Genomic DNA, 24,045 nt, shown 5'->3' with positions numbered 1-24,045 from the left:
GCAACCCGCGTCACGCCTGCGGCAGGATTTTCCCCGGATTGAAGATATTGTCGGGATCGAGTGCCTTCTTGAGCGCCCGCATGGCGTCGAGCGCCTCATTGCCCAGTTCGGCCTGCATGTATTTTTGCTTGCCCTGCCCGATGCCATGTTCACCCGTGCAGGTGCCTCCCATCGCCTGCGCCCGTTGAGCGAGACGATGCATGAAGTCCTCCGCGCGGGCGACCTCGTTGGCATCGTTACGATCGCAGAGCATCGAGCAATGAAAGTTGCCGTCGCCGACATGACCGACGATCGGCGCCAACAGGCCGAGTCGCGCGAGATCCTCTTCCGTCGCTGTGACGCACTCGGCAAGCTTGGAAATCGGCACGCAGACATCGGTGGCCGCGACATCGGAGCCCGGCCGCAGGCTCTTCACCGACCAATAGGCATCGTGCCGGGCCTGCCAGAGCTTGGTGCGATCTTCCGGCTTCGTCGTCCACGAGAAATCGCCGCCGCCGCATTCCAGCGCGATGTCGCGGAAGTTTCGCGACTGCTCGGCGACCTCGGCCTCGCTGCCATGGAATTCCAGCAGCAACAACGGCGTCTCGGGCAGCGTCAGTTTCGAATAGGAATTGCAGGCGCGGACCTGTGCCTCGTTCATCAGTTCGATGCGGGCAACGGGAATGCCGGTCTGGATCGCCAGAATAGTTGCCTGACAGGCGCCGGCCACAGTGGCGAATGAGCACGATGCTGCCGCAATGGTCTCGGGAATACCACGCAGCTTGATCGTGAGCTCGCTGATGATGCCCAGCGTGCCCTCGGCGCCGACGAACAGATGCGTCAGGTCATAGCCAGCCGAAGACTTCTTCGCGCGGGTGCCGGTCTTGATGATCTCACCATCGGCGCGGACGACCTTGAGCGCGAGCACATTGTCGCGCATCGTCCCGTAACGCACCGCGTTGGTGCCCGAGGCGCGCGTCGACGCCATGCCACCAAGCGACGCATCGGCGCCGGGATCGATCGGGAAGAACAGGCCCTGATCGCGCAGGTTTTCGTTGAGCGCCTTGCGCGTGACACCGGGCTGAATCACGCAGTCGAGGTCTTCGCTGTGCACTTCGAGAATGTTGTTCATGTCGCGCATGTCGATGCAGATGCCACCGGCCGGCGCATTGACCTGGCCTTCCAGCGACGTGCCGGTGCCGAATGCGATCACGGGCACTTTGTTCGCTGCACAAATCCGGACCACGTCCTGGATATCTGCGGTTTCCTGCGCGAACACGACGCCATCTGGCGGCTGGTTGGCAAGCCAGGTCGTGGTATGGCCATGCTGCTCGCGAACCGCCTGCGACGTGACCAGTCGATTGCCAAAACGCGCCGTCAGCGCTTCAAGCGCCGTGGCCAGGGCCTTCGGCTCCGGTCGTTTCAAATTGTTCGCAATGGTAGCCACAGCAGTCCCTCCGACGCCGCGGGACCGTGGCAAAGGTTGTATAACGGGTCAAGAGACGTGAGAGCAGGACAGGAATTACCGATGACTGAGCCAACCGACGATCTGCTGCAGCAACCCGTCCCCTTCCGGGCGCATGTCATGCAGATCGAACCGCGATGGATCGACTATAACGGCCATCTCAACATGGCCTATTACAACGTGCTGTTCGACCGGGCGATCGACGATCTCTGGCTCAAGATCGGGATCGGCCCCGAATATATGAAGGCGCGCAACAACTCTACCTTCACGGCCGAATGCCATGTTCGCTATGTGAGGGAGATCCATCTTGGTGATCCGGCGCAGGTCTCGATTCTGGTTGTCGCCGCCGACGACAAGCGCATTCATACGTTCAAGGAATTGCGCCACGCCACCGAGGGATGGCTGTCGGCGACGTCGGAGAACATGACGCTCCACATGGACATGACGGCCCGGAAAGTCGCGCCGTTTCCGCCTGACATCAGCGCCCGCATACAGGCGCTGGCGAATGCGCACCGCACCGTAGAACGTCCCCAGGGCATCGGCCGATCGATCGCGATGCCCTCGAAGACGTAATCGCTAGACGCGCGTGCGACCGCGGACCAGGCCGACGACGGCCGAGATGACGAACAGGACAATGGCAATGAAGAAAATCGCCTTGGCGATTTCAATGGAGGCGCCGGCAACACCGCCGAAGCCGAGAACACCGGCGATCAAAGCAATAACAAGAAACGTAACGACCCAGCTAAACATGGCACGAACCTCAGTTTTCGGTGTTTGACGCGACATCTGCCGTCGCGCTTGATGCTGAACCAAGCCGGGGCAGGAACGAAAGTTCCCGACCCGCATGCCGGCCTGCATCAACGAAATGAGAGCGTCCAGGCGTGCCGGGCCGCACATAACATGGGGCCATGCGGGGATAAGTCTGTCGCCAGAGGGCCGTTGCTCCTATATGCCCTCCTATCCTGCTAAGAAGTCTCCCCTTTAAGGCCCCACGGTGCCAACGTGGGCGGAATACGATTCGCATGAGTGACGCACGCAAAATGCCCGCCAACGATCTCCCTGCCTACCAGCCGGCAGCAGGCGGCATTGGCGCGCGTGCGCGCGCCGCTGCGGCGCCAGCGGCACAGTATCTGAACGGACTCAATCCCGAGCAGCGCGATGCTGTCGAGACCCTCGACGGCCCCGTCCTCGTGCTCGCTGGCGCCGGCACCGGCAAAACCAAGGTTCTGACCTCGCGGATCGCGCACATCCTCAGCATGGGCCGTGCCCGGCCGGGCGAAATCCTGTCGGTGACCTTCACCAACAAGGCCGCCCGCGAGATGAAGCACCGGCTTGGGATCATGCTCGGCCAGGCGGTCGAGGGCATGCCCTGGCTCGGCACTTTCCACTCGATCGGCGGCCGCATCCTGCGCACCCACGCCGAACTGGTGCAGCTGAAATCCAACTTCACGGTGCTCGACACCGACGACCAGATCCGGCTGCTCAAGCAGCTCCTGCAGGCTGATAATATCGACGACAAGCGCTGGCCGGCGCGGATGCTGGCAAACCTGATCGACGGCTGGAAGAACCGCGGGCTGACACCATCGCAGGTACCGTCAGGCGAAGCCGCCGTGTTCGGCAATGGCAAGGGCGGCAAGCTCTATGCCGCCTATCAGGATCGGTTGAAGACCCTCAACGCTGCTGACTTCGGCGATCTATTGCTCGAATGCATCAGGCTGTTCCGCGAACATCCGGATGTACTGAAGCAGTATCAGCAGCGCTTCAAATATATCCTCGTTGACGAATATCAGGACACCAACGTCGCGCAGTATCTATGGCTGCGGCTGCTGTCGCAGGCGCCGGGGCAACGTCTGCTGCCGGAAGCGGACGCGCCATCCGCAGATAACAAATCGGCTTTGCCGCTCAAAAACATCTGCTGCGTCGGCGACGACGACCAGTCGATCTATGGCTGGCGCGGCGCCGAGGTCGACAACATCCTGCGCTTCGAGCATGATTTTCCCGGTGCCAAGGTCGTCCGGCTGGAGCGCAACTATCGCTCGACCGGCCATATCCTCGCCGCTGCATCGCATCTGATTGCGCATAACGAAGGCCGCCTCGGCAAGACGCTGCGTACCGAAGATGTCGATGGCGAGAAGGTCACCGTCACCGGCTCGTGGGATTCCGAGGAAGAAGCCCGCGCGATCGGCGAGGAGATCGAGCAGTTGCAACGCGAGGGCAACAAGCTCAACGACATCGCCATCCTGGTGCGCGCCTCGTTCCAGATGCGCGAGTTTGAAGACCGCTTCGTCACGCTCGGCCTGCCCTATCGGGTCATTGGCGGCCCGCGCTTCTACGAGCGCGCCGAGATCCGCGACGCGCTGGCCTATCTGCGCGTGATCAATTCGCCGGCCGACGATCTCGCCTTCGAGCGCATTGTAAATGTGCCCAAGCGCGGCCTCGGCGATGCCACCGTGCAGATGCTGCATGACCATGCCCGCCGGCGCCGCATTCCGCTGTCCGAGGCTGCACGTCAGGTCGTCGAGACCGACGAGATGAAGCCGAAGGCGCGCGGCAGCCTCCGCGACCTGATGATGAGCTTCGAGCGCTGGCGCAAGCAAAGCGAAGTGATGCCGCATACCGAACTCGCCGAAGTCGTGCTCGACGAGAGCGGCTACACCGATATGTGGCAGAAGGATCGTTCTGCTGACGCCGCCGGCCGCCTCGAGAACCTCAAGGAACTCGTGCGCTCGATGGAAGAGTTCGAGAACCTGCAAGGCTTCCTCGAACACATCTCGCTGGTGATGGATCGCGAAGGCGGCGCCGACGAGGATGCCGTGTCGGTGATGACACTGCATTCCGCCAAGGGCCTCGAATTCGACAACGTGTTCCTGCCTGGCTGGGAAGAAGGCCTGTTTCCGCATCAGCGCGCGCTCGACGATCAGGGCCGCGCCGGGCTGGAAGAAGAACGCCGCCTCGCCCATGTCGGCATCACCCGCGCACGCCGCCGCGCCAAGCTCTATTTCGCCACCAACCGGCGCATTCATGGCACCTGGAATACGACGATGCCGTCGCGCTTCCTCGATGAATTGCCGGCGGCCAATGTCGAGATCACGGAATCGAAGGGCGGTTCGGGCTGGGGCGGCGCAGGCGGCTACGGCGCATCGCGCTTCGACAATGTGGAATCCTTCGGCTCGAGCTACTCAACGCCGGGCTGGCAGCGCGCGCAGGCCAACCGCTCGCGCGGCGGGGCACAGGGCGGCAGCGGCTTCAGCGAAGGCCAGTCGCCATTCGGCGGCGGATCATTTGGTGGCTCCTCGTCGCGCAATAAACGGCCGATGACCATCGAAGGCGAGTTGATCGCGAAATCCACTGGCACAGAGTCGGACTTCACGCTGCAGGATCGCGTCTTCCACCAGAAATTCGGCTACGGCAATGTGACCAAGATCGACGGCAACAAGCTCACCATCGTCTTCGAAAAGGCCGGTGAGAAGAAGGTCGTCGACAGCTTCGTGGAACGCGTCTGACAATGCCGGTCTACATCGCGCTCATTCAGAAGGATGCCAGCGGCACCTTCAACGTCTCGTTCCCCGATTTCCCCGGCGTCGTCACCGCGGGCGACAGCCTGGATGAGGCCATCGCGGAAGCGGAAGAGACGCTGGAATATGCCGCGGAGGATTGGCGCAATCCGGACGGATCGACGGGCCTGCCAACGCCGCGCACCATCGAGCAATTAAGCAACGACCCCACATTTGCCGATGCAGCTGACGGTGGCACCATTGTCGAGATCGACTATGAGGCCGCGGAATAGCCATGAAATCGCCTGTTCCGCGATTGCGCTTGCGCATCTTCATTCCTATGTACGCACCCCGCGCCCGACAAAGCCGTTTCGGCTGTGCCGTTCGTGCGTCCCGGTATGACCGCCCGGTCCTCTGCCTTCCCCTTTTCGAACGATCATATCGCCGATGTCCCCCATCATTTCCGTTTCCAACCTGACCAAGAGCTATGCCTCGGGCTTCACGGCCCTGAAGGGTATCGACCTCGACATCAACCGCGGCGAGATCTTCGCGCTGCTGGGGCCGAACGGCGCCGGCAAGACGACGATGATCAGCATCATCTGCGGCATCGCCAATGCCACCTCCGGCAAGGTCACGGTCGATGGCCACGACATCGCCCGGGACTATCGCGCCGCGCGGTCGCTGATCGGACTGGTCCCGCAGGAGCTGCATACCGACGCCTTCGAATCGGTTTGGGCCACGGTCAGTTTCAGCCGCGGTCTGTTCGGCAAGCCGAAGAACCCGGCGCTGATCGAGAAAATCCTGAAAGACCTCTCGCTGTGGGACAAGAAGGATAACAAGATCATCACACTGTCCGGCGGCATGAAGCGCCGCGTGATGATCGCCAAGGCGCTGTCGCACGAACCGCAGATCCTGTTTCTCGATGAGCCCACTGCCGGCGTCGACGTCGAACTCCGCAAGGGCATGTGGGAAGTCGTGCGCACGCTGCGCGCTGCCGGCGTCACCGTCATCCTCACCACGCATTACATCGATGAAGCCGAAGAGATGGCCGACCGCATCGGCGTCATCAACAAGGGCGAGATCATCCTGATCGAGGAAAAGACCAAGCTGATGCAGCAGCTCGGCAAGAAGCAGCTCAAGCTGCATCTGCAAGGGAAAGTCAGTGAAATTCCTGCCAGCCTGGCTCCCTACAATCTCGAACTTGCAGCGGACGGCCATCAGTTGATCTACAGCTATGACACCAAGAGCGAGCGCACCGGGATCACAAGCCTGCTCGGTGACCTCCGTGAATCCGGCATCCGCTTCTCCGATCTCGACACGACGCAAAGTTCGCTCGAAGACATCTTTGTCAGCCTGGTGAGGAAGTAACATGAACCTCAGGGCAGTCCGCGCGATCTACCTGTTCGAAATGGCACGCACCTGGCGTACCATCCTGCAGAGCATCGTCTCGCCGGTGATCTCCACCTCGCTGTATTTCGTGGTGTTCGGCGCTGCGATCGGCTCGCGTATCACCTCCATCGAGGGCGTCAGCTACGGCACCTTCATCGTGCCCGGCCTGGTGATGCTCTCGGTACTCACGCAGAGCATTTCCAATGCCTCGTTCGGCATCTACTTCCCAAAATTCACCGGTACGATCTATGAATTGCTGTCGGCGCCGGTGTCCTATGTGGAAGTTGTTCTTGGCTATGTCGGCGCCGCCGCGACCAAATCGATCCTGCTGGGCCTGATCATTCTGGCCACTGCCGGACTGTTCGTGCCACTGCACATCCTGCACCCGTGGTGGATGCTGACCTTCCTGGTGCTGACGGCGATGACGTTCAGCCTGTTTGGCTTCATCATCGGAATCTGGGCCGACGGCTTCGAGAAACTGCAGGCGATCCCGCTGCTGGTGGTGACGCCGCTGACCTTCCTGGGCGGTAGCTTCTACTCCGTCAGCATGCTGCCGTCGGGCTGGCGGACCGTCACGCTGCTCAATCCGGTCGTGTATCTGATCAGCGGCTTTCGCTGGAGCTTCTACGAGATCTCCGACGTCAGCGTCGGCTGGAGTATTGGTGTGACCTGCATGTTCCTGGTGATCTGCATGTTCGCGGTCTGGTGGATCTTCAAGACCGGCTACAAGCTGAAGAACTGAGCACGCCAAAAACAAAACGGCCCGGCGCGAATCGGGCCGTTTTTATTTAAATCGAGATCGGCTTAGCGATAGCAGCGGAAGCGATGGTGACGGTCGTAATAGCCACGGCAACGACGTCCACCGCCCTCGGGAATGCCAAGCACGCCCTTGACGCCGCCCACGGCCGCGCCGACGCCGAGGCCAACTGCGCCACCGACCACACCGCCGACCGGACCGGCAGCCCGATTGCCGTCACGGTAGCCCTGGTTGGCACCCTGCTCGCCGCCGCGGATGACGCCCTGCGCCTGCGCGAAGTGTGGCATGGCGACGAGAGCGAGCACCCCGGCTGCCAGTGCCAGACGGGTCTTCATGGATGAACTGATTGGCAATACGGCGGTCTTTACGGACATATTGAATTCCTTCTGGACGGCGACAATGCGCCGCTTGTGATTGTGAAAGGGCAACGCCCGACATAGGAACCGGTTCCATCTGCTTCGCTTAGAAGCTTCCTATCGCGCACCAAGGGGGTGGAGGAAGCCGTCTTTCGGCCCGGCCGTGGCCTTGGTGCCGCCTAGCCCAACATTAAGGATGCACGAAACTGTCACTGGAAACCCGAACGCCCGGTATGCATATTGGGTCAGGGACGGCAGGCGGTACAACAGGTTACGGCCCGGAGGCCAAGGTAAGATGCGTTCGTTTTATATGACCCTCGCGGGTCTCGCCGTTTTCGCCGCCACCAGCACTGCGCAGGCCAAGATTGCCATCACCGTCGACAAGGATGCCCAGCAGCTGACCGTCGTTCAGGACGGCGTCGAGAAATATCGCTGGCCGGTGTCGTCGGGTATTCCGTCCTATGAGACCCCGAATGGCAGCTTCCAGACATTCCGCATGGAGGAGGATCACTTCTCCAAGGAATTCGACGACGCACCGATGCCTCATGCCATCTTCTTCACCAGGAAGGGCCACGCCATTCACGGCACCGATTCTGTGAACCGCCTGGGCTCGCCGGCTTCTCATGGCTGCGTGCGACTGTCGCGCGAGAATGCCGCGACCCTGTACGCGATGGTGAAAGCCGATGGCGTGCTCAACACCACCGTCACGCTGACTGGCTCCTCACAGGTTGCCCTCGCCCGTAACCCGCGCCCGGCGAAGCCATCTGCCGTTGCACGCCGCGATATCGCTCCTGCCTCACCGTCCTATGACGCCGCCGGCAATCCCATGGATCTCACGCCGCAGGCCGTGGTGCCGGGCCGCCGCGTCGCGCGTCAGGTACAGCCGGCGGATGACGATCGTTACATCTATCCGGCCGATGGCAATGACGGTCAGCGTTATCCGGCCCCTCCCGGCTATCGCCGTATGACCGAAGCCGAGACCCAGCAGTATTACGCCAATCGTGGCTATTACAGCCGGCAGTACCCGCCGCAGGCCTACGCGCCGCGGCCGTATCAGCCACGCGGCTTCTTCGGCGATTACTGAGGGGTTAGTTGTCCCCGTCCCGCAGCCGGCGCCACACGGCGCCGAGCACGTTGGAATAATCGTCGGTCCAGACCCGCTGATCGTCGTTCGCCTCGGTCAAGGCCCATTGCGATGACGTCGCGATGGAGCCGACATCGGCGGCGTCATGGGCCGAGATGACAACGTTGGTCGAGAAGATATATTCGTTGTCGCGGCCGGAATCCTCCGAATACACCCAGCTCTTCATGTCATTGGCGTCGGCGATGCCGACGACGACGCTGGCGAGTTCGAGATGCCGGTTCGACACATGCATGACGACGGCGCCCTGCGGGGCGAGCTTTTCCTTGTAGATCTCCATCGCCTCCTCGGTCGCCAGATGGATCGGGATCGCGTCCGACGAATAGGCATCGACAATGATGAGATCGTAGACGCCGTCAGGCTCTTTCGCGAAAGTCAGCCGCGCATCGCCGATGACCGGTTTGACGTCGGGTTCGCACTTCTGGATGTAGCTGAAATATTTGGGATCCCTGGCAGTATCGACCATCGACTGGTCGATCTCGAAAAACTTCCAGTCCTCGCCCGGCGCTGACGCGCAGGTCAACGAGCCCGAACCGAGGCCGATCACCGCCACGCGAAGCGGTGCCCCCTTGCGGGCGCGCACCGCCGTGATCGCCTGCCCGATTCCGCCGTCCTTGTAATAATAGGAAATCGGCTCCGGCCGTCCGGTCACTGGCGTACCATCGTCGTTGAGATACTTTTCGGCGCCGTGAATGGTCGTGCCATGCATCAGCACGTGATACTGGCCGTTCGGCGTCACCACGATCTTGTGCACCCCGAAGAAGCTGCGCACGGTTTCGACCCGGCCATCATCTGCCGGGTAGAAACGGATCAGCGCCAGCGCAAGGACGGTGATGGCAACGAGCTTGAGCCGATCAGCCCGCAGCAGGGTCGCCGCGATCATGCCGACGACGGCAACGGTGCTGACCACATAGACGCGCTGGGTATCGATCCAGGTAAACAGCTTGCCAGTCGTGTAGCTCGGCACGATCAGTGCAATAGCGGCGACGGCCAGCGCGATCCAGTACCAGCGCGCCCAGCCAGAATAGCGTTCCGGCAATGCCGGCCGGCACAGCACGGCCAGCGCAATGAGGATCGGATATTCGGCGATCCACGAGAATGTAAATGGCGCGATCAGGCCGGCAAACAGACCGCCGACCATGCCGCCGAACGACAATGCAACATAGTAGCCTGTGAGATACCGGGCCGCCGGACGCTGCCGAGCCAGTTCACCATGGCACGCCATGGCGATGATGAAAAAGCACAGCAGATGACCGCCGAGGGTCAGCAGCAGATTCTGTTCGCCCCCGATCGCGAGCAGCACGATCACGCCTGCAATCGCCAGCGGCTGCAACATCAGTATCCACCTGTGTGGAAGCAATGGCCGCGACTGGAACACCAGCACCCAGGTCAGCAGATAGAGCGACAGCGGCAGCACCCAGAGCAGTGGTGCCGCAGCAACATCCGTCGAGATATGGGCGGTGACTGCGATCAACAGGCCGGATGGGACAGCCGCGAGGAAGATCCAGCGGGCACGCAGCGCCCAAGTCGGCGCCGGTGCGTCGACGACGTCAGCCCCCGGCGCAGCAACGGCAACCACCGGCGACTTCAACAACAACGCTCCGCATCCGGCGATCAGCAGAATCAGCAGGCCATAACCGGACGTCCAGATCAGGTTCTGTGTCCGCAGCGAGAACATCGGCTCCAGCAGCACAGGATAGGACAGCAGCGCGAGGAAACTTCCGATATTCGAAGAGGCATAGAGGAAGTACGGATCGTGACCGTTGGGATGGCCGGTGCGTACGAACCAGGCCTGCAGCAGCGGATTATTCGCTGCGAGCGCAAAGAATGGCAGGCCGATCGACACAGCGAACAGGCCGAGCAGCCAGAACGCATAACCACTTTCGGGTGGCGTGCCCCAGCTGGATGCGATGGATAGCGGCAGCGTCAGCAGCGCAACGATCAGCAGCAGGAGATGAACGACCACCGGCACTAGCCGGCTGCGCAATTGCATCAGGTAATGGGCATAGGCGTAGCCGCCGAGCAGCAGCGACTGGAAGAACACCATCGCCACCGACCACACCGCCGGCGAACCGCCGAGCCGCGGCAGCACCATCTTGGTGAACAGGGGCTGCACCGAGAACAACAGCAGCGCGCTGGTGAAGATCGCTGCGGTATAAACCACCAGAAGAAGCCGATTGCGGGAGGCCGAGTTTGGGGCGGCGACAGGCTGCGACGAACTCATGAAGGCTCCAGCATATTGCGTGGCAAAAAGGCGAGAATCCCGCCGGTAACCGGCGGGCGGGAATGGAGCATATGGCACCGTTTCGGGCAATGCGCGCTAACTATGGAACCACAATCGTGATGGGCGGCCTTGTGCCGCGCGCGCGCCTCTTCGATAAAGAGGGCCCTATTTTCGTGTGACGCGTTTTCTTATGCGAACCGGTCGCCGCCTCGCGCGAAAACGCTCTAGCAGGCTTTGTTGAAGCGGACATGTCAGACACCGACGTTTTGATCATCGGCGCCGGCCATAACGGCCTCACTTGCGCGGCCTATCTCGCCATGAGCGGATTACGCGTGAAGGTGGTCGAACGGCGTTCCGTGGTTGGCGGCGCCGCGGTGACGCAGGAGTTTCACCCCGGCTTCCGCAATTCGGTCGCGGCCTACACCGTCAGCCTGCTCAACCCGCAGATCGCTTCCGATCTGAAGCTGGCCGAACACGGCCTGCGGATCGTCGAGCGCAAGGCGCAGAATTTCATTCCCGCCCCGGACGGCAGCTATCTCCTCACAGGCGAAGGCCGCACACAACAGTCGGTTGCCAAGCTCAACGCGCGCGATGCCGAGCGGATCGGTGCGTTCTCGCATGAGCTCGAAGTCATCGCCGATGTGCTCAGGGACTTCGTACTGCGTTCGCCGCCGAACATCGTGCAAGGCTTCGGTCTCAGCGCGATCAGCGAAGCCATCAATGCGCTCGGCACCGCCAGGATTCTCAACGCACTGACCATCGAGCAGCAGCGCGTCTTGCTCGATCTGTTCACCTGCTCCGCCGGCGAAATGCTTGACGACGTTTTCGAGCATGATCTGGTCAAGGCGCTGTTTGGCTTCGATGCCGTGGTCGGCAACTATGCGAGCCCCTATGCCGCCGGCTCGGCTTACGTGATGCTGCATCACGCCTTTGGCGAGGTGAACGGCAAGAAAGGCGTCTGGGGTCATGCCATCGGCGGCATGGGCGCGATCACGCAGGCCATGGCCGCTGCGGCACGCTCGCACGGCGTACAGATCGAACTCGACAACGGCGTGCGCGAAGTGCTCGTAGAGAACGACAAGGTCGTCGGCGTTATCCTCGACAATGGCGAGAGCGTCCGCGCGAAATATGTTGCCTCCAACGTCAATCCGAAGCTGCTGTATACACGGCTGATGCCAGCGGATGCGCTACCGAAGCCGTTCCTCGATCGCATCCGCAACTGGCGCAACGGCTCCGGCACATTCCGCATGAATGTCGCGCTGAACGCCCTGCCCTCATTCACCGCGCTGCCCGGCAACGGCGATCATCTCTCCGCCGGCATCATCATCGCGCCGAGTCTCGACTACATGGATCGCGCCTGGCTCGATGCGAAGCAGCACGGCTGGAGCCGGAAGCCCATCGTCGAGGTGCTGATCCCCTCGACGCTGGATGACAGCCTCAGCCCGCCGGGCCAGCACGTCGCCAGTTTGTTTTGCCAGCATGTTGCGCCGACACTCCCGAACGGCGCATCGTGGGATGACCATCGCAACGAAGTCGCAGACCTGATGATCAAGACCGTCGACGACTACGCGCCCGGCTTTGCCGCCAGCGTGATCGGCCGGCAGGCGCTGTCGCCACTCGATCTCGAACGCGACTTCGGCCTGCTCGGCGGCGACATCTTCCACGGCGCGCTCAGCCTGAACCAGTTGTTCTCGGCGCGGCCGATGCTCGGCCATGCGGATTACCGCGGACCGCTGAAGGGCCTCTATCACTGCGGCTCGGGCGCGCATCCCGGCGGCGGCGTGACCGGCGCGCCCGGCCACAATGCGGCCAAGGCGATCCTCAGGGACCACCGGGCGCTGTTCGGCTGAGAACATCCTGTGGATAAGCCTGTGCACAAGCTGTGGATGCATCCTGAACAAGCCTGTGCGGAAGCTCGGGAGAACGGCGGTATAATCGGCTCATAACCCTGTGCGCAACCGCTGTATCGCCCCTGTATCCCCGCAGGTATAAACCCTGTACCAAGCGCGCATTAGCTTGTGCAGACCCTGTTCACGACGCCACCGGACCCCGATGACCGCTCCCCAAGGAACCAGCCGCGCCACCTTTGCCGTCGGCGACGAATTCAGCGCCAAGCGCATCGTCGACCTCCTCACCGAGAGTTTCGAGGAAGGCCAGGCCGCAATCGCTGCATTCGAGAGCCCCGAGGGCCGCTGGGACGTCACCGTTCATTTCGCGGACCCGCCGGACGAGGCGTCGATCCGCGACCTCGTCAGCCTCGCCTCGGACGACACCGTCGCGGCGAGCATCGTGTTCGACAGCATCGAGGCCAAGGACTGGGTCAAGGAGAGCCTCGAAGGCCTCGTTCCCGTGCGTGCCGGGCGTTTCATCGTTCACGGCAGCCACGACCGCGACAAGGTGCGCCCCAATCAGCTGGGCATCGAGATCGAAGCCGCGCTCGCTTTCGGCACCGGCCATCACGGCACCACGCGCGGCTGCCTCGTCTATCTCGATTACGTGCTGCGCGCGAAGGCGCCGAAACGGATGCTCGATCTGGGTACCGGCACAGGCGTGCTGGCCATCGCCGCTGCGAAGGCGACCAAGCGCCGCGTGCTGGCGACCGATATCGACCCGATGTCTGTGAAGGTGGCGCGCGAGAATATGCGGCTCAACGGCGTCGGCAATCTCGTCGATACTGTTTGCGCAACGGGCTTTTCCTCGCCGGCCTTTGGCGATCGCGCTCCGTTCGACCTGATCCTCGCGAATATTCTGGCCAATCCGCTGCGCGCGATGTCGACCGACATGAGCCGGCATCTCACGCGCAATGGAATGGTGATCCTGTCGGGCCTGTTGCCGCATCAGGCGACGAGCGTGATCGTCGCCTATCGCGCCCGCGGGCTGGTGCTGCGTAAGCATCAGATCATCGAAGGCTGGAGCAGCCTGCTGATGCAGCGCGCAGACTGATACGCCACTCTGTCATCGTTATTTTCCGAACTCCGGAATAACGACGGGCTATCTGGCCAAAGCTGACGGGCGGGTTTGCTACTTCGGAGGCGGCACGTCGCGGCGACGAAGCACTGCATTTTCCAGTCGCTCGGCGCGCGTCACGCGGGCTTCGACGAAACGGCCCAGAATCTGGATGATGCCGCTGCGATGTGGCTGATTGGGCGGGACTTGAGTTGATTGAAGCTGGGTCGGCTGGGAATGGCCATGCGTGGCCGGTGGCGAAATTTTCTCGAACGTAAAAGCAGGCATTGTGTATCCCCTCTTCGTTGAGTTGAGACACTCTGGATGGCCAAGCATCGCGCCGACAACACAAGCCGGGTGAAATTGTTCCATCCGGTTGAACACAACCATCAGATTTCAAGCATAACTTGTGCCAGATCTGCGCAACCCTGCCCCTCGATTGCAGGCCTGACAGCGCACCCATAGGATGATCCCGCGATGTTCGAAGCCCATTTCCAGACGTTTGAAGAGCCCGAAAGCGGCGTGGCGCTGACTGCGCGGCTGGCCGCGTTTCGCGAGGAATTGCTGCGCCGGAAACTGACAGGCTTCGTGATTCCCCGCGCCGATCAGCAGCAGAACGAATATGTACCGCCCTCCGACGAGCGCCTCGCCTGGCTCACCGGCTTTACCGGCTCGGCCGGCATGGCCGTGGTGCTGCTGCAGGAGGCCGCTGTCTTCGTCGATGGCCGCTATACGCTTCAGGCGGCCAAACAAGTCGATGTGAATGCGTGGAGCATCCAGTCGCTGGTCGAGCCGCCGCCGGAGAGCTGGCTCGCCGACCAGCTGAAGCCCGAAGATCGCCTCGGATTTGACCCATGGCTGCACACTTCTGCGGCAGCCGAACGGCTGGCGGCCGCCTGCGCCAAGGCCGGCGCCGAACTCGTCGCGGTCGACAGCAATCCACTCGACCAGGTCTGGACCGAGCGCCCGGCGCCGCCGCTCGGCGCAGTATCGATCCATGGCCTCGAATTCGCTGGCGTCTCCGAGGCCGACAAGCTTGCCCAGATCCGCGCCGAGATGGAGCGCCTGCGCGTCGATGCGCTGGTGCTGTCGGATTCCCATGCGGTCGCCTGGACCTTCAACATCCGTGGCGCGGATGTCTCGCATACGCCGTTGCCGCTGTCCTATGCGCTGGTGCCGAAACACGGCCGGCCGCAGGTGTTCATCGATCACCGCAAGCTCTCCAACAGCGCGCGCAACCATCTGGAAGTCTCGGCCGATGTGCAGGAGTCGGATGCGCTGACATCGGCGCTGAGCGATCTCGCCGCCTCCGGTGCTTCGATCGCACTCGACAATGCCACCGCCGCCGATGCACTGAGCCGGCTGATCACAGCCGCGGGCGGCAAGCCCGTTCGCGGTGCCGATCCCGTCGCACTGCTCAAGGCCGTGAAGAATCCCGTCGAGATCAAAGGCACGCAGACCGCGCATCGCCGCGACGCTGTGGCACTGGCGCGCTTTCTCGCCTGGATCGACCGCGAGGCACCGAAAGGCAAGCTCACTGAAATCGACACCGTCGAGGCGCTGGAGACTTTCCGTCGCCAGACCGGCGCGCTGAAGGATGTCTCGTTTCCCACGATCGCCGGCACCGGGCCGAACGGCGCCATCGTGCATTACCGCGTCACCCGCAAGACCAACCGCCGCATCGCGCCGGGCGATCTGCTGCTGATCGATTCCGGCGCGCAATATGAAGACGGCACCACCGACGTCACCCGCACCATTGCGATTGGTGAGCCGACCGACGAGATGCGCGACCGCTTCACCCGCGTGCTGCGCGGCCATATCGCCATTGCGCGCGCGGCATTTCCTGATGGCACCACCGGCGCACAGCTCGATACGCTGGCGCGGCAGTTCCTCTGGCATGCCGGGCTCGATTTCGCCCATGGCACCGGACACGGCGTCGGCAGCTATCTGTCGGTCCATGAAGGCCCGGCGCGGATCTCCAAGCTCGGCACCACGCCGCTCAAGCGCGGCATGATCCTCTCCAACGAGCCCGGCTACTACAAGACCGACGGTTTCGGCATTCGCATCGAGAATCTCGAACTGGTGGTCGAGGCCCATATCGAGGGCGCCGAGCAGCCGATGAATGAGTTCGAGACGCTGACGCTGGCGCCGATCGATCGCCGGTTGATCAATGTCCATCGCATCAGCAAGCGCGAGCTGAAATGGATCAACGACTATCACGCCCGCGTCCGCCGCGAGGTGATGCCGCTGCTTGACGATGAAGCAACACGGGTCTGGCTCGAAGCGGCGACAGAACCGCTGGTTCAGCCGCAATAGCGAGAGAACAGCCACCACGTGAATTACAGCCCGCCTCTTCCCAAAGTCGACGCCGTCGACCTCTCCACATCGCGGGTGATGCTGCTGTTGCTGGTGGTGATGACCGGCATCGCGCCGATCTCGCTCTATATGCTGGTGCCGGCGCTGCCCGAACTCGCCCGCACCTTCGGCGCCGACATCTCCATCGCGCAGATGACCGTGTCGCTCTATATGGTCGGCCTCGCCTTCTCGCAGCTCATCATGGGGCCATTGTCCGATAAATTCGGCCGAAGACCTGTGCTACTTGCCGGTCTCGGCCTGATGGTGATCGCCGGTATCGGCTCGAGCTTCGCATTCACGCTGCCGCAACTGATCGCGGCGCGGTTCTTCCAGGCGCTCGGCGGCGCGACGGGCATGGTGATGAGCCGCGCCATCATCAGGGATCTCTATCCGCGCGAGCGTGTCGGCGCGATGATCAGCCTCGTCATCGCCGTGATGATGATCGCGCAGATGCTGAGCCCGCTGGCCGGTGGTCTCCTGGAAACCGGCTTCGGCTGGCGCGCGATCTTCTATGTGGTCACCGCATCCTCTGTTGTCGTCACGCTGGCGATCGCATTTTTCCTGCCGGAAACGAGGCGGCGTGCGGCCAGTGACGTGAGCGGCGGCGGCTTCATCGCCGACTCCAAAGTGCTGCTGCGCAGCCGGACTTTCATCGGCTATCTCCTCTGTTACGTCGTGGCCTCCTGGATCATCTTCACCTTTGCCGGCGGCGGCCCCTATGTGGTGGTCACGCAGATGGGCCGGACATCGGCCGAATATGGCGCATGGTTCGCGACGTCGGGTCTCGCCTATCTCGTCGGCAATCTCGCCTGCGTGCGCTTCGCGCCGCGCCGGACCATCGAACAACTGATCTGGTTCGGCCTCGCGCTGCAATTCGGGGGTGCGCTGCTCAATGTGGTCTGGGGCCTCACCGGGCTGAACCAGAATCCGGCCTGGCTGTTCCTCACCCATATGATCGTGATGTTCGGCAATGCCTTCGTGATGTCGAACGGCGCCGCGGGTGCGCTGAGCATGCGGCCGCAGGCCGCAGGCACGGCGTCGGGCATGATGGGCTTCCTGCAGATGGGCCTGGGCTCGCTGTGTTCGCAATTCGGCGCCTGGCTCGGCGGCCATTTCGCGACGCCGGTGCCGCTCAATATTGCACTCGTGGTGCTGTCCTGCGGCTGCGCCGCCGCGATGATCTTCCTGGTCCCACGTCGCAAGACCGTGGTGACGGAAGAACTGATCGAGCAGGCCGAAGGCGAAGAGAGCGGGTTGTTGTAGCCGGGCTTTTCTCTCCACGTCATGGCCGGATGGCGCGGAGCGAGCTTCGCGATGCTCTCAGGTCCATCACCGCGTCATGGCCGGGCTTGTCCCGGCCATCCACGTCTTCCTTCGTATGTGGCCAAGGCGTGGATACCCGGCATTCGCCGGGCATGACGGCGTTTTGTTTTGGTGCGTGCGTCACGCGATTTCCGATTCAACTGTCAAACAGCCACTGCTCTCCAGACATGCGTCATCGCCCCTGTTGTTAGCGGCGCGGGGGCGCCGTCGTCTGTGCATTCCCACCCTCCTGAAAGAGGGCGTGCGGAACGCCGGGTGCCCGTTGCACCCTTGGGCCTGATGCGAATGCGGTCTTCCGCAAGTGAGAGTGCATCAGGACTTTCGGAATCACGAGCAAGTGCCCAGCGTTCCGCCTGCGGTGTTTTTTCGACTTGCTTGCACTTTGCCTCAGCGAACGATCCGATCACCGAATTAAAGTCCCAAGGCGATGGGAAGGGAGCCTCAAGCACTTGGGCCGGACGCATTTCGATTTGGTCGTCCGTCACACTGTCCAGGGATCTTTCCGTCTCAAGGCCGGCCGTGTCCTTGCCAGTGGCAGTGCTGGCGCAGATCCGTCCTGCCCGAAGACAGACGTCACCCATGAACCGCGTAACGCCGCATCTCCGGCGTCCACCGCATCCCACCCCGCGAACGTGACGATCGCGCTCGCCCCTCTCGGTGGGGCAGGACGACCGGGAATATAAACCTTACAGGTGTATTGTCAACGGGAGATAGGAAAAAATGTTTATATCTCTCTCAGCTGTCGTCCCCGCGCAGGCGGGGACCCATAACCTCCGAGCAGGAAGTTGAGACAGTGGCGTCGCGACTAAAACGCTTCCGCTATCTCCTCGGTGTGTATGGATCCCCGCCTGCGCGAGGATGACAACGGAGAGGTCATCGCGCCCTCACCCTCAGATGCGCCCATTGATGCGCCCCGGAATGTCAGAGCCCAACCGCCCCTACCCCCCGATCAGCGCCAGCCACTCATCTTCCGTGAGCACTGCAACGCCGAGCTCGCGTGCCTTGGTGAGTTTCGAACCGGCGTCCTCGCCGGCCACCACATAGTCGGTCTTCTTCGAGACCGAGCCCGCGACCTTGGCGCCGAGACGTTCCGCACCGGCCTTCGCTTCGTCGCGCGTGAACTTGGTCAGCGAACCCGTGAACACCACGGTCTTGCCGGCGACCGGCGTATCGGTCTTGGCCTGTGCGACATCGAGCACCTCGATCTCGCCGAGCAGCTCATCGAGCGCCTTCACATTGCGCTTCTCGACGAAGAACTCGACCACCGCATCGGCCACGATCTCGCCGACACCGTCGATGCTGTTGAGATCCGCATAGGCCTCTGACGTATTGCCTTCCGCACCCTGCCCCGCAGCAGCCGCGAGCATCGCCTCGCGAAACCCAGCGAACGAACCGTAATGCCGCGCCAGCAGCTTGGCATTTCCCTCACCGATGTGGCGGATGCCGAGGGCGAAGATCAGGCGATTGAGTTCGATCTTGCGTCTGATGTCGATGGCCGCAAAGAGATTACGCACCGAGGTCTCGCCATAGCCCTCGCGGTCGCGCAGCTTCTTGTTGGCGCGCTCGTCGCGCTTTTGCAGCGTGAAGATATCGACGGGATGCATGATGATCCCCTCGTCGTAAAATTCCTGGATCTGCTTGTCGCCGAGGCCATCGATGTCGAAGGCCAGCCGCGAGACGAAATGCTTGAGCTTCTCGACCGCCTGCGCCGGACAGACCAGCGCGCCGGTGCAACGCGTGACGACTTCGTCATTCTCGCGGATCGCATGGCTGCCGCAGACCGGACATTTGGTGGGAAACTCATACGGCTTTGCGCTCTTCGGGCGCTTGTCGAGGACGACATTGACGACCTGCGGGATGACGTCGCCGGCACGCTGCACGATCACCGTGTCGCCTTCGCGGATATCGACGCCGTCGCGCAGCGGCTGGCCGTCATTGCCGATGCCTTTGATATAATCCGCATTGTGCAGCGTGGCGTTCGACACCACGACGCCGCCGACGGTGATCGGCGTCAGCCGCGCCACGGGCGTCAATGCGCCAGTGCGGCCGACCTGAATGTCGATTTTCTCCAGCACCGTGGTCGCCTGTTCGGCCGCGAATTTATGCGCGATGGCCCAGCGCGGCGCGCGGCCGGCGAAACCGAGCCGTGCCTGCCAATCGATACGGTCGACCTTGTAGACGACACCGTCGATATCGTAACCGAGCTTGGCGCGGACCTCGCCGATGCGGCGATAGAAGGCGAGCGCATCGTCGACGCTCTTGCACAACGTGATCTCGGGATTGACGGTGAAACCGGCCTTGTCCAGCCACGCGATCATCGCGTGCTGGGTCGGCTCCGCCATCGGATAGTCCGACATCTCGCCCCAGGCATAGGCGAAGAATTTCAGCGGCCGCGATGCGGTGATCGCCACGTCCTTCTGGCGCAATGAACCGGCGGCGGAATTGCGGGGATTGGCGAAGACGGTGTCTCCGGCCTCTTCCTGCTTCTTGTTGAGCGCGAGGAAGTCGCTCTTCAGCATATAGACTTCGCCGCGCAATTCGCAGGCCGCCGGGATGTGCTTGCCCTTCAGCGTCGCTGGAATGTCCTTGATGGTGCGGACATTGGCGGTGACGTCCTCGCCAGTCGCGCCATCGCCGCGGGTTGCGGCGCGGATCAACTCGCCATTCTCGTAGCGCAGCGACAGCGACAGTCCGTCGATCTTCGGCTCGGCAACGATGGCGGGGATTTCGTCGAGCTTGAGGAAGCGCTGGATGCGGGTCACGAATTCGGTGACTTCCTCGTCGCTGAATGCATTGCCCAATGAGAGCATCGGCACGGCGTGCTGAACCTTGGCGAAGCCGCGCGCGGGCGCAGCCCCCACCGTCTGCGTCGGCGACGCGCCGGTGACGAGATCGGGAAACTTCGCCTCGATTTGTTCGACCCGGCGCCGCAGCGCGTCATACTCCGCATCCGACACCGTCGGCGCGTCATCCTGATAATAGCGCCTGTTATGCGCCTCCATCTCCAGCGACAGCCGCATCAGCTCGATCTTGGCCTTGGGCTTCGTGAGCGTGGAGATGTCGGGGGGAGTTTTGGGTGTCTTGGCCATCGCCAATGAATACGATGAAGAGCTGCGGGAGAAAAGCCGCGACAACATCTCAGGTGTCGTCCCCGCGAAGGCGGGGACCCATACACGCTAGCGGATTGTTTAAGCGCTGTGGAGGCGACCAGTTCCTTTTAGGACGGCGGAGGTTATGGGTCCCCGCCTTCGCGGGGACGACGAGAGCTTGGCTCTACGCCGCGCCCTTGAGCAACCGCTCCGCTGCGGCCCGCGCTTCGGCGGTGATCTCCGCGCCGGCGAGCATGCGCGCGATTTCCTCGCGGCGGTGATCCTCGGCCAGCGTGTTAACGCGGGTGGCGACGCGCTTGCCCTTGTCGAGGGCGTCCTTGGAGATCAGCAGATGCTGGTCGGCGCGGGCGGCGACCTGCGGGGCATGGGTCACGGCCATCACCTGCACCTTGCCGGCCAGGCGGCCGAGCCGCGCGCCGATGGCGTCGGCCACCGCGCCACCGACACCGGTGTCGATTTCGTCGAACACCAAAGTGGGTGCCGAGCCCTTGTCGGACAGCACCACTTTCAGCGCCAGCAGGAAGCGCGAGAGTTCGCCGCCGGAGGCGACCTTCATCATCGGACCCGGGCGGGTGCCGGGATTGGTCTGCACCCAGAACTCGACGCGGTCGATGCCCTGTGGGCCGGGCGTGGCCGCATCGCTGTCGACCTGGGTGATGAACTTCGCACGCTCCAGCTTCAGCGGGCCGAGCTCGGCGATGACAGCCTTGTTGAGCTTCTCGGCGGACTTGATGCGCGCGGCCGAGAGCTTCGCCGCGGCAGCCGCGTATTTGCTGTCCGCCTCCGCGGCAGCCTTTTCCAGCTTGCCGAGCTGTCCCGCGCCGGCATCGATGGTGGCGACATCGGCAAAGTATTTCGCGGCCAGCGCAGCGAGGCCGTCGACCGGCGTCGAATATTTCCGCGCGGCGCCGCGCAGCGCGAACAGCCGTTCCTCGATGCGCTCGAGTTCGGCAGGATCAAAATCGGCGGCGATCAGCGCGGCAGTGAGATGCTGATCGGCTTCTTCCAGCGCGTTGATGGCGACGTCGATCGCCTTCACCGCGGGCTCGACCAGCGACGGAGACGAACCGGCGCGGCGCTCCAGCCGGCGCACGGCGGCAGCCAGCGACGAGATCGGTGCATGCGGTCCCGACACGGCTTCCTGAGCCTCGCGCAAATCCGCCGCGATCTTCTCGCCCTGCATCATGCCGGTGCGGCGTTCGGCAAGCTTGGTCTCCTCGCCATCCTTCGGGTTGAGCTTCTTCAGCTCATCCGCGGCATGGCGCAGATAATCGGCGTCGCGGGCAGCGCGCTCCATATTGGCGCGATGGGTCTCCAGCGCCGCATAGGCGGTCTTGCGGGTCTCCCAGAGCGTCTCCAGCGCGGTGACGTCCTTTTCCAGCCCGGCAAAGGCATCGAGCAGTCGGCGATGGGTGGCCGCGTCCACGAGGGCGCGCTCGTCATGCTGGCCATGGATTTCGACCAAAGCCGCGCCGACCGCCTTCATGGTCTGCACCGAGATCGCCTGATCGTTGATGAAGGCACGGGTCCGGCCGTCGGCGAGCTGCACGCGGCGCAGAATCATCTCGCCCGAATCGTCGTCGAAACCGTTGTCCTTGAGAATCGCCAGCGCCGGATGGCCCTTGGCGAGATCGAACACAGCCGTGACCTGGCCCTGTTCGACGCCGTGGCGCACGAGGCCGGCATCGCCGCGGCCGCCGAGGGCCAGCGCGAAAGCATCGAGAAGAATGGATTTGCCGGCGCCGGTTTCACCGGTCAGCACTGCAAGGCCGCGGGAAAACTCGATATCGAGCCGTTCGATCAGGACAATGTCACGGATCGACAGACGGGCCAGCATGGGAGGTCAGTTCCTAACCGAGGCCAAATCGCTTGAAGGCCTTGCTCAGGTAAGACCCCTTGTTCTCGCTCGGCTCGAGACCGCCCGACTTTACAAGATTGTAGGCGTCTTTGTACCACTTGCTGTCAGGAAAGTTGTGGCCAAGCACGGCGGCGGCGGTCTGTGCCTCGCCGACCACGCCGATCGCCATATAGGCCTCGGTCAGGCGCATCAGGGCTTCCTCGACGTGACGCGTGGTCTGATACTGCGTGACGACGGTCTTGAAGCGGTTGATGGCGCCGGTGTAGTTGCGCTTTTCGAGATTGTAGCGGCCGATTTCCATTTCCTTGCCGGCGATCTGGTCGCGTGCGCCTTCCAGCTTCTTCTTCGCTGACGTCGCATATTCCGAGGTCGGATATTTGCGGACCACTTCCTCGAGCGCAGCCATCGCCTTTTCGGTACGGCCCTGATCGCGCGAGATGTCCGGGATCTGGTCGTAATGCGAGGCGGCGATCAGATACTGCGCATAGGCCGCATCCGGGCTGCCGGGATGCAGCGTCACATAGCGCGTCGCCGAGCCAATGCAGGTGTCGTAATCGGCCGATTCGTAAGCCGCATAGGCCGACATCAGCAGCGACTTGCGCGCCCATTCCGAATACGGATGCTGACGATCGACTTCCTCGAATTTCTTCGCGGCGGCCTTCGGATCCTTGTTCTGGTTCATGAGGTACAAGCCCTCATTGTAGAGCTTGTCGGCGGGCTCCTCGACGAAGGTGTCGTCCTTGGCGCCGAACTTGTCCCAGATCGCGCCGGTGCCGCAGCCGCTCAGCGGCACGGCCAGCACGATGAGGCCCGCAGCGAGCCGCGCCTGGCGGCCGAAACGGGTGAACAGAGAACCACTGGATTCGAGCGTAATGCGCTGTGCCGACATATATCTGAGACCTGACGCCTTCATGCGGTGTCTGCGCGGTACGCGCACAATCACGGACCAACCGGATACGCGCCCGCTGCTTCGCTTGGCGACCGCGTGCTCTATCTACCCGAATGACATCCGTTAACCAACCGGATACGGAGCCATTTCGCCCGGATTAAGGCGAAAGTGGCGGTTGTACAGATGGTTATGGTTACCGGGGGTGTCCCGGCAACAAATGACATTCGCTTCAGCAATACGGCAAACACCTGAACTCTCGCCAAACGGGTAATTCGTGATCTAGTTTACCTCTGGAAGAACATCCACAGGCGCCTGATCTATGAGCGTGGTCAAAAACGAAACCCTCAAGCTGATCGCCAACTGGTGCAACGCGGCATCGGTGACGTTGGGAGGCACCGGTGTTCTGGTTCCAATTCTTTCAAGATACTATCGGATCGGCCCGGAGTTGCAGGACACCGAATCGATCTGGGGCCTCGTTATCCTTTGCGGAGGGCTCTCGCTGAGCCTACATTTGCTGGGGCAACTGTTTCTCGGAGGACTCGATGAGTAGCTCTGACATACTGCCATACGCTGCGCCGGTCCTGTTTGCTGCGATGGTCGCGATCACATCGTGGCTCAGCTACCGCCGGATCATGCGCAAATATCCCGCATCCAAGACGGCCCCTCTGCCCGCAAAAGGGCTCAAGGCATCGCCGCAGCACAAATAGTCGAACCCGGGCATTCCCCTGGTTCGCTACGCCAGCGCGCGTACAGTTTTTG

20 protein-coding genes are annotated in these 24,045 nt (G+C 62.6%); 12 read left to right on the top strand and 8 right to left on the bottom strand.

Annotated elements, in window-relative coordinates:
- Positions 1–10 precede the first annotated feature (10 nt).
- Entirely contained in the window at positions 11–1,426 is a 1,416-nt protein-coding gene (locus tag AB8A27_RS05755) for an FAD-binding oxidoreductase (RefSeq protein ID WP_441241079.1), read from the bottom strand.
- 81 nt (positions 1,427–1,507) lie between these two features.
- Here AB8A27_RS05755 and AB8A27_RS05750 point away from each other — a divergent pair, with 81 nt between their 5' ends.
- A complete protein-coding gene (locus AB8A27_RS05750) occupies positions 1,508–2,017 on the top strand; it encodes a thioesterase family protein (RefSeq protein ID WP_441241078.1) in 510 nt (169 codons plus the stop codon).
- A gap of 3 nt (positions 2,018–2,020) precedes the next feature.
- On the opposite strand, the gene AB8A27_RS05745 is transcribed toward AB8A27_RS05750, so the two are convergent.
- A complete protein-coding gene (locus AB8A27_RS05745; protein WP_441241077.1) occupies positions 2,021–2,194 on the bottom strand; it encodes a DUF1328 domain-containing protein in 174 nt (57 codons plus the stop codon).
- 272 nt (positions 2,195–2,466) lie between these two features.
- Here AB8A27_RS05745 and AB8A27_RS05740 point away from each other — a divergent pair, with 272 nt between their 5' ends.
- The 4 genes from AB8A27_RS05740 to AB8A27_RS05725 all read left to right on the top strand — a co-directional run bounded on the left by AB8A27_RS05740 (position 2,467) and on the right by AB8A27_RS05725 (position 7,069).
- Positions 2,467–4,947 carry an ATP-dependent helicase gene (locus AB8A27_RS05740; protein ID WP_441241076.1) on the top strand — a complete coding sequence of 827 codons (2,481 nt, stop codon included), beginning with the start codon at positions 2,467–2,469 and terminating at the stop codon, positions 4,945–4,947.
- A 2-nt stretch (positions 4,948–4,949) separates the two neighbouring features.
- Positions 4,950–5,231, top strand: coding sequence for a type II toxin-antitoxin system HicB family antitoxin (locus AB8A27_RS05735; RefSeq protein ID WP_441241075.1), 282 nt, complete (start codon positions 4,950–4,952; stop codon positions 5,229–5,231).
- 154 nt (positions 5,232–5,385) lie between these two features.
- Positions 5,386–6,306 (top strand): ABC transporter ATP-binding protein, encoded by a 921-nt coding sequence (locus AB8A27_RS05730; protein WP_115033415.1) that lies wholly within the window; start codon positions 5,386–5,388, stop codon positions 6,304–6,306.
- A 1-nt stretch (position 6,307) separates the two neighbouring features.
- A complete protein-coding gene (locus AB8A27_RS05725) occupies positions 6,308–7,069 on the top strand; it encodes an ABC transporter permease (protein ID WP_441241074.1) in 762 nt (253 codons plus the stop codon).
- A 62-nt stretch (positions 7,070–7,131) separates the two neighbouring features.
- Here the strand turns inward: AB8A27_RS05725 and AB8A27_RS05720 are convergent, their stop codons facing one another.
- Positions 7,132–7,458, bottom strand: a complete 327-nt coding sequence (locus AB8A27_RS05720) for a hypothetical protein (RefSeq protein ID WP_441241073.1) — start codon at positions 7,456–7,458, stop codon at positions 7,132–7,134.
- Positions 7,459–7,735: 277 nt separating this feature from the next.
- On the opposite strand from AB8A27_RS05720, the gene AB8A27_RS05715 reads away from it, so the two are divergent.
- Positions 7,736–8,524 (top strand): L,D-transpeptidase, encoded by a 789-nt coding sequence (locus AB8A27_RS05715; protein ID WP_441241072.1) that lies wholly within the window; start codon positions 7,736–7,738, stop codon positions 8,522–8,524.
- Positions 8,525–8,528: 4 nt separating this feature from the next.
- Here the strand turns inward: AB8A27_RS05715 and AB8A27_RS05710 are convergent, their stop codons facing one another.
- Complete coding sequence (locus AB8A27_RS05710; protein WP_441241071.1) at positions 8,529–10,805, bottom strand: spermidine synthase; 2,277 nt, start codon at positions 10,803–10,805, stop codon at positions 8,529–8,531.
- A gap of 248 nt (positions 10,806–11,053) precedes the next feature.
- Between AB8A27_RS05710 and AB8A27_RS05705 the strand changes: the two genes are divergently transcribed.
- Together AB8A27_RS05705 and AB8A27_RS05700 are read left to right on the top strand one after the other, a co-directional pair.
- Positions 11,054–12,655 (top strand): phytoene desaturase family protein, encoded by a 1,602-nt coding sequence (locus AB8A27_RS05705; protein ID WP_441241070.1) that lies wholly within the window; start codon positions 11,054–11,056, stop codon positions 12,653–12,655.
- Between the two features lie 202 nt (positions 12,656–12,857).
- Positions 12,858–13,748 (top strand): 50S ribosomal protein L11 methyltransferase, encoded by an 891-nt coding sequence (locus AB8A27_RS05700; protein ID WP_441241069.1) that lies wholly within the window; start codon positions 12,858–12,860, stop codon positions 13,746–13,748.
- A gap of 78 nt (positions 13,749–13,826) precedes the next feature.
- Here AB8A27_RS05700 and AB8A27_RS05695 read toward each other — a convergent pair whose 3' ends face one another.
- Entirely contained in the window at positions 13,827–14,141 is a 315-nt protein-coding gene (locus AB8A27_RS05695) for a hypothetical protein (RefSeq protein WP_441241068.1), read from the bottom strand.
- An 87-nt stretch (positions 14,142–14,228) separates the two neighbouring features.
- Between AB8A27_RS05695 and AB8A27_RS05690 the strand changes: the two genes are divergently transcribed.
- Both AB8A27_RS05690 and AB8A27_RS05685 read left to right on the top strand, forming a co-directional pair.
- Positions 14,229–16,067, top strand: a complete 1,839-nt coding sequence (locus AB8A27_RS05690; RefSeq protein ID WP_441241067.1) for an aminopeptidase P family protein — start codon at positions 14,229–14,231, stop codon at positions 16,065–16,067.
- 78 nt (positions 16,068–16,145) lie between these two features.
- Entirely contained in the window at positions 16,146–17,369 is a 1,224-nt protein-coding gene (locus AB8A27_RS05685) for a multidrug effflux MFS transporter (RefSeq protein WP_441244836.1), read from the top strand.
- A 998-nt stretch (positions 17,370–18,367) separates the two neighbouring features.
- Here AB8A27_RS05685 and ligA read toward each other — a convergent pair.
- The 3 genes from ligA to AB8A27_RS05670 all read right to left on the bottom strand — a co-directional run bounded on the left by ligA (position 18,368) and on the right by AB8A27_RS05670 (position 23,286).
- Entirely contained in the window at positions 18,368–20,518 is a 2,151-nt protein-coding gene (gene ligA / locus AB8A27_RS05680) for an NAD-dependent DNA ligase LigA (RefSeq protein ID WP_441241066.1), read from the bottom strand.
- A gap of 184 nt (positions 20,519–20,702) precedes the next feature.
- On the bottom strand, positions 20,703–22,376 hold the full coding sequence (gene recN / locus AB8A27_RS05675; RefSeq protein ID WP_441241065.1) for a DNA repair protein RecN: 1,674 nt from the start codon (positions 22,374–22,376) through the stop codon (positions 20,703–20,705).
- A gap of 13 nt (positions 22,377–22,389) precedes the next feature.
- Entirely contained in the window at positions 22,390–23,286 is an 897-nt protein-coding gene (locus AB8A27_RS05670) for an outer membrane protein assembly factor BamD (RefSeq protein WP_441244835.1), read from the bottom strand.
- Between the two features lie 319 nt (positions 23,287–23,605).
- On the opposite strand from AB8A27_RS05670, the gene AB8A27_RS05665 reads away from it, so the two are divergent.
- Both AB8A27_RS05665 and AB8A27_RS05660 read left to right on the top strand, forming a co-directional pair.
- Entirely contained in the window at positions 23,606–23,836 is a 231-nt protein-coding gene (locus tag AB8A27_RS05665) for a hypothetical protein (RefSeq protein ID WP_441241064.1), read from the top strand.
- The gene (locus tag AB8A27_RS05660; protein WP_441241063.1) at positions 23,829–23,993 is read left to right on the top strand and encodes a hypothetical protein; all 165 of its coding nucleotides are present in this window, start codon (positions 23,829–23,831) and stop codon (positions 23,991–23,993) included. Before AB8A27_RS05665 ends, AB8A27_RS05660 begins: the two co-directional genes overlap by 8 nt.
- The last annotated feature ends 52 nt before the right edge of the window (positions 23,994–24,045 follow it).

The organism is Tardiphaga sp. 768_D3_N2_1 (genome assembly GCF_052076105.1).
Classification (GTDB): Bacteria; Pseudomonadota; Alphaproteobacteria; order Rhizobiales; family Xanthobacteraceae; genus Tardiphaga.
Note: the sequence above shows the minus strand (reverse complement) of the source record. Positions and strands in the feature narration are given on the sequence as shown.

Bases quoted from the DNA above. Each gene is read 5' to 3' on its own strand.
- AB8A27_RS05660 (WP_441241063.1), top strand. From the start codon at position 23,829: ATGAGTAGCTCTGACATACTGCCATACGCTGCGCCGGTCCTGTTTGCT.
- AB8A27_RS05710 (WP_441241071.1), bottom strand. From the start codon at position 10,805: ATGAGTTCGTCGCAGCCTGTCGCCGCCCCAAACTCGGCCTCCCGCAAT.
- AB8A27_RS05670 (WP_441244835.1), bottom strand. From the start codon at position 23,286: ATGTCGGCACAGCGCATTACGCTCGAATCCAGTGGTTCTCTGTTCACC.
- AB8A27_RS05740 (WP_441241076.1), top strand. From the start codon at position 2,467: ATGAGTGACGCACGCAAAATGCCCGCCAACGATCTCCCTGCCTACCAG.
- AB8A27_RS05715 (WP_441241072.1), top strand. From the start codon at position 7,736: ATGCGTTCGTTTTATATGACCCTCGCGGGTCTCGCCGTTTTCGCCGCC.
- recN (WP_441241065.1), bottom strand. From the start codon at position 22,376: ATGCTGGCCCGTCTGTCGATCCGTGACATTGTCCTGATCGAACGGCTC.
- AB8A27_RS05750 (WP_441241078.1), top strand. From the start codon at position 1,508: ATGACTGAGCCAACCGACGATCTGCTGCAGCAACCCGTCCCCTTCCGG.
- AB8A27_RS05665 (WP_441241064.1), top strand. From the start codon at position 23,606: ATGAGCGTGGTCAAAAACGAAACCCTCAAGCTGATCGCCAACTGGTGC.
- AB8A27_RS05745 (WP_441241077.1), bottom strand. From the start codon at position 2,194: ATGTTTAGCTGGGTCGTTACGTTTCTTGTTATTGCTTTGATCGCCGGT.
- ligA (WP_441241066.1), bottom strand. From the start codon at position 20,518: ATGGCCAAGACACCCAAAACTCCCCCCGACATCTCCACGCTCACGAAG.
- AB8A27_RS05725 (WP_441241074.1), top strand. From the start codon at position 6,308: ATGAACCTCAGGGCAGTCCGCGCGATCTACCTGTTCGAAATGGCACGC.
- AB8A27_RS05700 (WP_441241069.1), top strand. From the start codon at position 12,858: ATGACCGCTCCCCAAGGAACCAGCCGCGCCACCTTTGCCGTCGGCGAC.
- AB8A27_RS05735 (WP_441241075.1), top strand. From the start codon at position 4,950: ATGCCGGTCTACATCGCGCTCATTCAGAAGGATGCCAGCGGCACCTTC.
- AB8A27_RS05690 (WP_441241067.1), top strand. From the start codon at position 14,229: ATGTTCGAAGCCCATTTCCAGACGTTTGAAGAGCCCGAAAGCGGCGTG.
- AB8A27_RS05685 (WP_441244836.1), top strand. From the start codon at position 16,146: ATGCTGCTGTTGCTGGTGGTGATGACCGGCATCGCGCCGATCTCGCTC.
- AB8A27_RS05730 (WP_115033415.1), top strand. From the start codon at position 5,386: ATGTCCCCCATCATTTCCGTTTCCAACCTGACCAAGAGCTATGCCTCG.
- AB8A27_RS05720 (WP_441241073.1), bottom strand. From the start codon at position 7,458: ATGTCCGTAAAGACCGCCGTATTGCCAATCAGTTCATCCATGAAGACC.
- AB8A27_RS05695 (WP_441241068.1), bottom strand. From the start codon at position 14,141: ATGGTTGTGTTCAACCGGATGGAACAATTTCACCCGGCTTGTGTTGTC.
- AB8A27_RS05705 (WP_441241070.1), top strand. From the start codon at position 11,054: ATGTCAGACACCGACGTTTTGATCATCGGCGCCGGCCATAACGGCCTC.